The organism is Kingella potus (assembly GCF_900451175.1).
GTDB classification, from domain to species: Bacteria; Pseudomonadota; Gammaproteobacteria; order Burkholderiales; family Neisseriaceae; genus Neisseria; species Neisseria potus.
Genome location: NZ_UGJJ01000006.1, coordinates 1 through 10,348 on the forward strand (window position 1 = coordinate 1; position 10,348 = coordinate 10,348).

The following is a 10,348-nucleotide window of genomic DNA, read 5'->3' on the forward strand; positions in this document are numbered from 1 at the left end:
TGTCGTGGCACGGCATGAGCCGCCGCGACATTGCCTATCTGCCGCAGCAGGCCGACATCGACCGCAGCCAGCCGATGACGGTGTTCGAGCTGGCTGCGATGGGGCTGTGGTATGAAATCGGCTTTTTCGGCCGGGTCAGTGCGGCGCAGAAAGAGCGCGTGATGCACGCGCTGCGGCGGGTGGAGATGGACGGGGCGGCCGACCGGCAGATTGCCCATTTGTCCAACGGCCAGTTCCAGCGCGTGCTGTTTGCGCGGATGCTGGCGCAGGATGCCAAATTCCTGCTGCTCGACGAGCCTTTCAACGCGGTGGACGCGCAAAACGACCTACGCGCTTTTGGACGTGCTGCGCCGCTGCAACGGCGACAAACAGGCCGTTATCGCCGTGCTGCACGACTACGAACAGGTGCGCGCCTATTTTCCCAACACGCTGCTGATTGCGCGGGAAAAAATCATGGCGGGCAAAACGGAGGAAGTGCTGACCGAAAGCTGCCTGCAACAGGCCGCCGCCGCCATGCAGAAGCACGATTATCCGCAATGGTGTGCCGCATAAACATTTCAGGCCGTCTGAAAACGGTTTCAGACGGCCTTCTTCCCGCTGCAAAGTGTCCATGCGGAGTGTTGTCCGCCCTCCCCGATAAAAAGGAAAGCATCATGAAAAAATCCGTCCTTCTGTTTGCCGCATTCTTTGCCTGTGCCGCCGCCCATGCCGACGGCGGGAAAAGCAGCGCGCAAGCCGCTGAAAAAAACGTTTCCGGGCAGCATGGGGCAGCCAGTGCAGTTTCGCAGGCGCAGGATGCCGTCCGCCGATACCAAAAGAGCGAAGGCGCAGGCTCACGCGAAATCCTCTCCGAGGAGGCCAAGCTCGCCCCGAGGGAGAGAATCACCGGCATCGTGCGTTTCACGGCGGGCAGAACCTACAACATCGCCGGCCGCTGCGGCTCGGGCTGCGGCAATATGTCTCTCAAACTGTACGACAGCGGCGTATATCTCGACCTGATCGACGAAGACAGCATCAACGGCCTGCTGGTCAAGCAAGACCCGCGCACGACCAAAGAACCGGAATTGTCCTGGAAGGCGGAAAAAAACGGCCGCTACACCGCCGTGCTGACGATGAAGGAATGCGCCGCCGCTTCCTGTGCCGCCGCCCTGCAAATCTTTGAAGGCACAAAAGCCTTGTACAGTAGGCATCCGTATTCGTAACCGCGTTTTCAGACGGCCTCAACCGCAGCGAGGCCGTCTGAAAACGTTTGCGGCAGCCCGTCCGCCGCCCGCTCTTTATTCCCGCAAACGGAAGCACAGGCGGCCGCGCATCCAAAGGCCGTCTGAAAACAAAAAGCACAAGCAAATATGACTATCTCTTTATACGAATGGCTGATTGAGCCGTTTGCCGAGTTGACTTCATGCGCTACGCGCTGGCTCGGTGGTGTTCCTTGCCCTGAGTGCCGCGCCGGTGGGCGTGTTTCTCGTGATGCGGCGCATGAGCCTGGTGGGCGACGCGCTGGGACACGCCGTCTGCCCGGAGCGGCGGTGGGCTATATGCTCGGCGGCCTGAGCCTGCCGGCGATGAGCCGGGCGGTTTTGCCGCCGCATGGTGATGGCATGCTGGCCGGCGGTGAGCCGTTTACCGACTTGAAGGAAGACGCGAATTTCGCCGCCTTCTACTGAGCAGCCTTGCCGTCGGCGTGCTGCTGGTGAGCATGGGCGGCAGCAACATCGACCTGCTGCACCTTTGTTCGGCTCGATACTCGCCGTGGATCTGCCCGCGCTGACGCTGGTGGCCGCCGTTGCCAGCATCACGATTGTTACGCTGGCGGTTATCTACCGTCCGCTGCTGCTGGAAAGCATAGACCCGCTGTTTTTAAAGGCGGTAAACGGCAAAGGCGGGCTGTGGCACCTGATTTTCCTCGTACTGGTGGTGATGAACCTGGTGTCCGGTTTTCAGGCCTTGGGTACGCTGATGGCCGTCGGCCTGATGATGATACCGGCCATCACCGCCCGGCTGTGGGTGCGCGGCATGGGCGGGCAGATACTGCTTGCCGTGCTGTTTGCCTCCTGTGCGGGCTGTTCGGACTGCTGTTTTCCTATCATGTGGAAATCCCCTCCGCCCTCGATTATTCTTTTTTGCGGCGGCTGGTACGCCTTTTCGGTGCTGTTCGGCAGCGAAGGCGGCCTGCTGGCCAAATGGCTGCGCGGCAGCCGCCACAAAACATTCTAACCACCGCGGCGGCTTTTTTACTGCCGCATTTTTCCAGCAAAGCAGAAAGGACAACTATGAAACATTGGAAACCCGCCTTCGCCGCCCTGATTTTGGCCGGCGTGGTACAGGCCGAGCCTTTAAACGTCGTCAGCAGCTTCAGCATACTCGGCGACGTGGCCAAACAGGTCGGCGGCGACAAGTGGCCGTAACCAGCCTGATTGGCGCGGATCAGGATCTGCACGTTTACCGCCTCAACAGCGGCGACATCAAAAAAATCCGCTCCGCCAACTCGTGCTGCTCAACGGCCTCGGTTTGGAATCCGGCGAACTGACCGCGCCGTCAAGCAGAGCAAAATCCCCTATGCCGAAGCTGCCGCCGGCATCAAAGCCATCGAAGCCGACCACGATCACGATCACGACCACCACGAACACGGCCATGACCACGATCACGGCCACGAACACCACCACCACCACGGAAATACGACCCGCACGTATGGAGCGATCCCTCGCTGATGCAGAAATATGCCGCCAATGTTGCCGAAGCCTTCATCAAAGCCGATCCGCAAAACAAAGCCTATTACAGCCAGCGTCTGCAAAGCTACGGCAAAGAGCTGCAACAGCTCGACACCTATGCCAAAGGCCGCTTTGATGCCGTGCCCGCCGCCCGCCGCAAAGTGCTGACCGGTCACGAAGCCTTCGGCTATATGGGCCGCCGCTACAACATCAAATTCTACGCGCCGCAGGGCATCAGCACCGAAGCCGAGCCCTCCGCCAAACAGGTTGCCGCCCTTATCCGCCAGGTAAAACAGGAAGGCATCAAAGCCGTGTTTGCCGAAAACATCAAAGACTCGCGGATGATCGAACGCATCGCCAAAGAATCCGGCAGCAAAGTCGGCGGCAAGCTCTACTCCGACGCACTGAGCAAAACCCCGCCCGCCGACACCTATACCGGCATGATGCGCCACAATATCGACTCGCTGGCCAACGCCATGAAATAAGCCCGCGCGCCATCGCAGAGGCCGTCTGAAAACGCGCAATCCGTGTTTTCAGACGGCCTCTGCCGCCCGGGTGCGGCGCAACGCCCGCGCACACGGCTCCGGCGTTTGACATTTTCCACCGCTTGCCGTTTAATCGCGCCCGCAAACCACACCGCCCGCTGTGCCGCACATCGGGCTTTGTTTTTAGACAAACCGCATCATGATCATCCTCGACCAAGTCTCCAAACACTATCAAAACCGCGACAAAACATCGTTTGCCGCCGTTCATCCACCAGCCTCGAAATCCGCGAAGGCGAAATTTTCGGCCTGATGGGCTATTCCGGCGCGGGAAAATCCACCCTGCTGCGCCTGATCAACCTGCTGGAACGCCCCGATACCGGCCGGGTACTGGTCGGCGGCAGGAACTGACCGCCATGAGTGCCGACGAATTGAGAAAAGCCCGCCAAAACATCGGCATGGTATTCCAACAGTTCAACCTGCTCGCCAACCGCACCGTGGCCGGCAACGTCGCCTTCCCGCTGGAAATTGCCGGATGGCCGTCTGAAAAACCGCCGAACGGGTATACCAATGCCTTGAATCGTCGGCCTTGCCGACCGCGCCGCCACTATCCCGCCCAACTTTCCGGCGGGCAGAAACAGCGCGTCGGCATCGCCCGCGCCCTCGCGCCGAACCCGAAAGTCATCCTCGCAGACGAACCCACCTCCGCCCTCGATCCCTCCACACCCGCAGCGTGCTCGAATGCCTCGAAGACATCAACCGCCGCTTCAACGTAACCATCGTCATCGTAACCCACGAAATGAGCGTCATCCGCCGCCTGTGCCGCCGCGCCGCCCTGCTCGACCAAGGCCGCCTGCTGGAAGTGGCCTGCGTGGAAAACCGCCAAATACACGCCGAAACCGCCATCGGCCGCGAACTCGTCTCGGAGGAACTGTGAACGCCAACGCCCTGGAAAACCTGCAACGCCTGCTGCCCGAATTTTACAAAGCCATCGGGCAGACCCTGATTATGGTCGGCGTATCAGCCGCTGTTGCCATCGTATCGGCGGCGCACTCGGCATCTGGCTGTTTGCCTCCGCCCCCGCCAGGTGTTCGCCCGCCCAGGCCTCAACCGCACGGTAAGCTGGCTGGTGAGCTTTATGCGCGCCTTCCCCTTCGTCATCCTGATGATTGTGCTGATGCCGCTCACCCGCGCCATCGTCGGCACCTCCTTCGGCCCCCTGGCCGCCTCCGTATCGCTTTCCATCGCCGCCTCCTTCTACTTCGCCCGCCTGGTCGAACAAAACCTCAACGAAGTGCCCAAAGGCGTAATCGAAGCCGCGCAGGCCATGGGGGCGAAGCCGCTGACCATCGTCTTCAAAGTATTGGTGAACGAAGCCCGCGCCGGCCTGATTCTGAGCATCACCATCCTGCTGATCGCCATCCTCGGCGAAAGCGCGGCCGCCGGCCTGATCGGCGGCGGCGGCATCGGCGACTTGGGCATCCGCTACGGCCACCAGCGTTATATGCCCGACGTAATGGCCGAAGTCGTCGCCCTGCTCAGCCTGATCGTCATCGTCATCCAAAGCGCGGGCAACTATCTTTCCGCCAAGCAGACAAACGCTAGGCAGCCCACGCGTTCCATTCCTTTCTACGCAGTCGGGGGAGGGGATACAAAACATGAGGCCGTCTGAAAACCGCAATACGTTTTTCAGACGGCCTCATGTTTTCCTAATCAGCCAAAGCCGCCGTCCGCAGAGAACGCGTGCGCCGCTCGGGCGGCACACCCTACCCGAACTGCCGAACTGCCGTGCGGAATCCTCCGTAGGGTGTGTGGCGCAGCCACGCACGCGTTCCCGCGATACAGAGGCCGTCTGAAAACCGCAAAAGCAGCCGCAAACCCGCGCTCCCTCCCCTGCGCCCGCGCGGGGGAGGGCCGGGGAGGGCGGCGGTCGCAGAGCCGCTTTGCCGCTGCGCCGGCAAATGCCGGACAAGCAGCCAAAGCCCCCCCTGACCCTCCCCCGCGCGGGCGCAGGGAGGGAGCGCGGGTTTGCGGCTGCTTTTGCGGTTTTCAGACGGCCTCTGTATCGCGGGGAACGCGTGCGTGGCTGCGCCACACACCCTACGGAGGATTCCGCACGCAGTTCGGCAGTTCGGGTAGGGTGTGCCGCCCGAGCGGCGCACGCGTTCTCTGCGGACGGCGGCTTTGGCTGATTAGGAAAACATGAGGGCCGTCTGAAAAACGTATTGCGGTTTTCAGACGGCCTCATGTTTTTGTATCCCCTCCCCCGACTGCGTAGAAAGGAATGGAACGCGTGGGCTGCCTAGCGTTTGTCTGCTTTGGCGGAAAGATAGTTGCCCGCGCTTTGGATGACGATGACGATCAGGCTGAGCAGGGCGACGACTTCGGCCATTACGTCGGGCATATAACGCTGGTGGCCGTAGCGGATGCCCAAGTCGCCGATGCCGCCGCCGCCGATCAGGCCGGCGGCCGCGCTTTCGCCGAGGATGGCGATCAGCAGGATGGTGATGCTCAGAATCAGGCCGGCGCGGGCTTCGTTCACCAATACTTTGAAGACGATGGTCAGCGGCTTCGCCCCCATGGCCTTGCGCGGCTTCGATTACGCCTTTGGGCACTTCGTTGAGGTTTTGTTCGACCAGGCGGGCGAAGTAGAAGGAGGCGGCGATGGAAAGCGATACGGAGGCGGCCAGGGGGCCGAAGGAGGTGCCGACGATGGCGCGGGTGAGCGGCATCAGCACAATCATCAGGATGACGAAGGGGAAGGCGCGCATAAGCTCACCAGCCAGCTTACCGTGCGGTTTGAGGCCTGGGCGGGCGAACACCTGGCCCGGGGGCGGAGGCAAACAGCCAGATGCCGAGTGCGCCGCCGATTACGATGGCAACAGCGGCTGATACGCCGACCATAATCAGGGTCTGCCCGATGGCTTTGGTAAATTCGGGCAGCAGGCGTTGCAGGTTTTCCAGGGCGTTGGCGTTCACCAGTTCCTCCGAGACGAGTTCGCGGCCGATGGCGGTTTCGGCGTGTATTTGGCGGTTTTCCACGCAGGCCACTTCCAGCAGGCGGCCTTGGTCGAGCAGGGCGGCGCGGCGGCACAGGCGGCGGATGACGCTCATTTCGTGGGTTACGATGACGATGGTTACGTTGAAGCGGCGGTTGATGTCTTCGAGGCATTCGAGCACGCTGCGGGGTGGTGGAGGGATCGAGGGCGGAGGTGGGTTCGTCTGCGAGGATGACTTTCGGGTTCGGCGCGGAGGGCGCGGGCGATGCCGACGCGCTGTTTCTGCCCGCCGGAAAGTTGGGCGGGATAGTGGCCGGCGCGGTCGGCAAGGCCGACGATTTCAAGGCATTGGTATACCCGTTCGGCGGTTTTTTCAGACGGCCATCCGGCAATTTCCAGCGGGAAGGCGACGTTGCCGGCCACGGTGCGGTTGGCGAGCAGGTTGAACTGTTGGAATACCATGCCGATGTTTTGGCGGGCTTTTCTCAATTCGTCGGCACTCATGGCGGTCAGTTCCTGCCCGCCGACCAGTACCCGGCCGGTATCGGGGCGTTCCAGCAGGTTGATCAGGCGCAGCAGGGTGGATTTTCCCGCGCCGGAATAGCCCATCAGGCCGAAAATTTCGCCTTCGCGGATTTCGAGGCTGGTGGGATGAACGGCGGCAAACGATGTTTTGTCGCGGTTTTGATAGTGTTTGGAGACTTGGTCGAGGATGATCATGATGCGGTTTGTCTAAAAAACAAAGCCCGATGTGCGGCACAGCGGGCGGTGTGGTTTGCGGGCGCGATTAAACGGCAAGCGGTGGAAAATGTCAAACGCCGGAGCCGTGTGCGCGGGCGTTGCGCCGCACCCGGGCGGCAGAGGCCGTCTGAAAACACGGATTGCGCGTTTTCAGACGGCCTCTGCCGATGGCGCGCGGGCTTTATTTCATGGCGTTGGCCAGCGAGTCGATATTGTGGCGCATCATGCCGGTATAGGTGTCGGCGGGCGGGGTTTTGCTCAGTGCGTCGGAGTAGAGCTTGCCGCCGACTTTGCTGCCGGATTCTTTGGCGATGCGTTCGATCATCCGCGAGTCTTTGATGTTTTCGGCAAACACGGCTTTGATGCCTTCCTGTTTTACCTGGCGGATAAGGGCGGCAACCTGTTTGGCGGAGGGCTCGGCTTCGGTGCTGATGCCCTGCGGCGCGTAGAATTTGATGTTGTAGCGGCGGCCCATATAGCCGAAGGCTTCGTGACCGGTCAGCACTTTGCGGCGGGCGGCGGGCACGGCATCAAAGCGGCCTTTGGCATAGGTGTCGAGCTGTTGCAGCTCTTTGCCGTAGCTTTGCAGACGCTGGCTGTAATAGGCTTTGTTTTGCGGATCGGCTTTGATGAAGGCTTCGGCAACATTGGCGGCATATTTCTGCATCAGCGAGGGATCGCTCCATACGTGCGGGTCGTATTTTCCGTGGTGGTGGTGGTGTTCGTGGCCGTGATCGTGGTCATGGCCGTGTTCGTGGTGGTCGTGATCGTGATCGTGGTCGGCTTCGATGGCTTTGATGCCGGCGGCAGCTTCGGCATAGGGGATTTTGCTCTGCTTGACGGCGCGGGTCAGTTCGCCGGATTTCCAAACCGAGGCCGTTGAGCAGCACGAGTTTGGCGGAGCGGATTTTTTTGATGTCGCCGCTGTTGAGGCGGTAAACGTGCAGATCCTGATCCGCGCCAATCAGGCTGGTTACGGCCACTTTGTCGCCGCCGACCTGTTTGGCCACGTCGCCGAGTATGCTGAAGCTGCTGACGACGTTTAAAGGCTCGGCCTGTACCACGCCGGCCAAAATCAGGGCGGCGAAGGCGGGTTTCCAATGTTTCATAGTTTGTCCTTTCTGCTTTGCTGGAAAAATGCGGGCAGTAAAAAAGCCGCCGCGGTTGGTTAGAATGTTTTGTGGCGGCTGCCGCGCAGCCATTTGGCCAGCAGGCCGCCTTCGCTGCCGAACAGCACCGAAAAGGCGTACCAGCCGCCGCAAAAAAGAATAATCGAGGGGCCGGAGGGGATTTCCACATGATAGGAAAACAGCAGTCCGAACAGCCCGCACAGGAGGGCAAACAGCACGGCAAGCAGTATCTGCCCGCCCATGCCGCGCACCCACAGCCGGGCGGTGATGGCCGGTATCATCATCAGGCCGACGGCCATCAGCGTACCCAAGGCCTGAAAACCGGACACCAGGTTCATCACCACCAGTACGAGGAAAATCAGGTGCCACAGCCCGCCTTTGCCGTTTACCGCCTTTAAAAACAGCGGGTCTATGCTTTCCAGCAGCAGCGGGACGGTAGATAACCGCCAGCGTAACAATCGTGATGCTGGCAACGGCGGCCACCAGCGTCAGCGCGGGCAGATCCACGGCGAGTATCGAGCCGAACAAAAGGTGCAGCAGGTCGATGTTGCTGCCGCCCATGCTCACCAGCAGCACGCCGACGGCAAGGCTGCTCAGGTAGAAGGCGGCGAAATTCGCGTCTTCCTTCAAGTCGGTAAAACGGCTCACCAGCCCGGCCAGCAATGCCATCACCATGCCGGCGGCAAAACCGCCCGCGCTCATCGCCGGCAGGCTCAGGCCGCCGAGCATATAGCCCACCGCCGCTCCGGGCAGCACGGCGTGTCCCAGCGCGTCGCCCACCAGGCTCATGCGCCGCATCACGAGAAACACGCCCACCGGCGCGGCACTCAGGGCAAGGAACACCACCGAAGCCAGCGCGTAGCGCATGAAGTCAAACTCGGCAAACGGCTCAATCAGCCATTCGTATAAAGAGATAGTCATATTTGCTTGTGCTTTTTTGTTTTCAGACGGCCTTTGGATGCGCGGCCGCCTGTGCTTCCGTTTGCGGGAATAAAGAGCGGGGCGGCGGACGGGCTGCCGCAAACGTTTTCAGACGGCCTCGGCTGCGGTTTGAGGCCGTCTGAAAACGCGGTTACCGAATACGGATGCCTACTTGTACAAGGCTTTTTGTGCCTTCAAAGATTTGCAGGGCGGCGGCACAGGAAGCGGCGGCGCATTCCTTCATCGTCAGCACGGCGGTGTAGCGGCCGTTTTTTTCCGCCTTCCAGGACAATTCCGGTTCTTTGGTCGTGCGCGGGTCTTGCTTGACCAGCAGGCCGTTGATGCTGTCTTCGTCGATCAGGTCGAGATATACGCCGCTGTCGTACAGTTTGAGAGACATATTGCCGCAGCCCGAGCCGCAGCGGCCGGCGATGTTGTAGGTTCTGCCCGCCGTGAAACGCACGATGCCGGTGATTCTCTCCCTCGGGGCGAGCTTGGCCTCCTCGGAGAGGATTTCGCGTGAGCCTGCGCCTTCGCTCTTTTGGTATCGGCGGACGGCATCCTGCGCCTGCGAAACTGCACTGGCTGCCCCATGCTGCCCGGAAACGTTTTTTTCAGCGGCTTGCGCGCTGCTTTTCCCGCCGTCGGCATGGGCGGCGGCACAGGCAAAGAATGCGGCAAACAGAAGGACGGATTTTTTCATGATGCTTTCCTTTTTATCGGGGAGGGCGGACAACACTCCGCATGGACACTTTGCAGCGGGAAGAAGGCCGTCTGAAACCGTTTTCAGACGGCCTGAAATGTTTATGCGGCACACCATTGCGGATAATCGTGCTTCTGCATGGCGGCGGCGGCCTGTTGCAGGCAGCTTTCGGTCAGCACTTCCTCCGTTTTGCCCGCCATGATTTTTTCCCGCGCAATCAGCAGCGTGTTGGGAAAATAGGCGCGCACCTGTTCGTAGTCGTGCAGCACGGCGATAACGGCCTGTTTGTCGCCGTTGCAGCGGCGCAGCACGTCCAAAAGCGCGTAGGTCGTTTGCGCGTCCACCGCGTTGAAAGGCTCGTCGAGCAGCAGGAATTTGGCATCCTGCGCCAGCATCCGCGCAAACAGCACGCGCTGGAACTGGCCGTTGGACAAATGGGCAATCTGCCGGTCGGCCGCCCCGTCCATCTCCACCCGCCGCAGCGCGTGCATCACGCGCTCTTTCTGCGCCGCACTGACCCGGCCGAAAAAGCCGATTTCATACCACAGCCCCATCGCAGCCAGCTCGAACACCGTCATCGGCTGGCTGCGGTCGATGTCGGCCTGCTGCGGCAGATAGGCAATGTCGCGGCGGCTCATGCCGTGCCACGACACTTTGCCTG

General features: G+C 61.0%; 9 protein-coding genes and 7 pseudogenes. 10 read left to right on the forward strand and 6 right to left on the reverse strand.

Features of this window, described 5'->3' with window-relative positions; all coding sequences use genetic code 11:
• From DYE40_RS12030 to DYE40_RS12055, 10 genes and pseudogenes are all read left to right on the forward strand, one after another.
• A pseudogene (locus tag DYE40_RS12030) lies at nt 1–552 on the forward strand (metal ABC transporter ATP-binding protein); the annotation flags it as partial.
• Between the two features lie 101 nt (nt 553–653).
• Entirely contained in the window at nt 654–1,202 is a 549-nt protein-coding gene (locus DYE40_RS12035) for a hypothetical protein (protein WP_115309309.1), read from the forward strand.
• Nucleotides 1,203–1,467: 265 nt separating this feature from the next.
• A complete protein-coding gene (locus tag DYE40_RS13025) occupies nt 1,468–1,554 on the forward strand; it encodes a hypothetical protein (protein WP_245944120.1) in 87 nt (28 codons plus the stop codon).
• On the forward strand, nt 1,530–1,667 hold the full coding sequence (locus DYE40_RS13030; protein ID WP_245944118.1) for a hypothetical protein: 138 nt from the start codon (nt 1,530–1,532) through the stop codon (nt 1,665–1,667). The genes DYE40_RS13025 and DYE40_RS13030 overlap by 25 nt, the downstream gene beginning before the upstream one ends.
• 64 nt (nt 1,668–1,731) lie before the next feature.
• Nucleotides 1,732–2,217 carry a metal ABC transporter permease gene (locus DYE40_RS13035; RefSeq protein ID WP_245944119.1) on the forward strand — a complete coding sequence of 162 codons (486 nt, stop codon included), beginning with the start codon at nt 1,732–1,734 and terminating at the stop codon, nt 2,215–2,217.
• A 56-nt stretch (nt 2,218–2,273) separates the two neighbouring features.
• Nucleotides 2,274–3,196 (forward strand): annotated as a pseudogene (locus tag DYE40_RS12045) (metal ABC transporter solute-binding protein, Zn/Mn family).
• Nucleotides 3,197–3,301: 105 nt separating this feature from the next.
• A complete protein-coding gene (locus DYE40_RS13335; RefSeq protein ID WP_425451199.1) occupies nt 3,302–3,604 on the forward strand; it encodes an ATP-binding cassette domain-containing protein in 303 nt (100 codons plus the stop codon).
• A 5-nt stretch (nt 3,605–3,609) separates the two neighbouring features.
• A complete protein-coding gene (locus DYE40_RS13340; RefSeq protein WP_425451200.1) occupies nt 3,610–3,969 on the forward strand; it encodes an ATP-binding cassette domain-containing protein in 360 nt (119 codons plus the stop codon).
• A complete protein-coding gene (locus tag DYE40_RS13345) occupies nt 3,927–4,130 on the forward strand; it encodes a hypothetical protein (protein WP_425451201.1) in 204 nt (67 codons plus the stop codon). Before DYE40_RS13340 ends, DYE40_RS13345 begins: the two co-directional genes overlap by 43 nt.
• Nucleotides 4,127–4,784: pseudogene (locus DYE40_RS12055) on the forward strand (methionine ABC transporter permease); the annotation flags it as partial. The gene DYE40_RS13345 and the pseudogene DYE40_RS12055, both read left to right, overlap by 4 nt.
• 711 nt (nt 4,785–5,495) lie before the next feature.
• Here DYE40_RS12055 and DYE40_RS12060 read toward each other — a convergent pair.
• The 6 genes and pseudogenes from DYE40_RS12060 to DYE40_RS12085 form a co-directional block, all read right to left on the reverse strand.
• Nucleotides 5,496–6,202: pseudogene (locus tag DYE40_RS12060) on the reverse strand (methionine ABC transporter permease).
• A pseudogene (locus DYE40_RS12065) lies at nt 6,176–6,912 on the reverse strand (methionine ABC transporter ATP-binding protein); the annotation flags it as partial. The pseudogenes DYE40_RS12065 and DYE40_RS12060, both read right to left, overlap by 27 nt.
• Before the next feature lie 202 nt (nt 6,913–7,114).
• Nucleotides 7,115–8,042: pseudogene (locus tag DYE40_RS12070) on the reverse strand (metal ABC transporter solute-binding protein, Zn/Mn family).
• 59 nt (nt 8,043–8,101) lie between these two features.
• Nucleotides 8,102–8,984 (reverse strand): annotated as a pseudogene (locus tag DYE40_RS12075) (metal ABC transporter permease).
• A gap of 151 nt (nt 8,985–9,135) precedes the next feature.
• Nucleotides 9,136–9,687 carry a hypothetical protein gene (locus DYE40_RS12080; protein ID WP_115309310.1) on the reverse strand — a complete coding sequence of 184 codons (552 nt, stop codon included), beginning with the start codon at nt 9,685–9,687 and terminating at the stop codon, nt 9,136–9,138.
• A 101-nt stretch (nt 9,688–9,788) separates the two neighbouring features.
• The coding region (locus DYE40_RS12085; RefSeq protein WP_147286651.1) for a metal ABC transporter ATP-binding protein at nt 9,789–10,348 on the reverse strand (560 nt) is incomplete at its 5' end.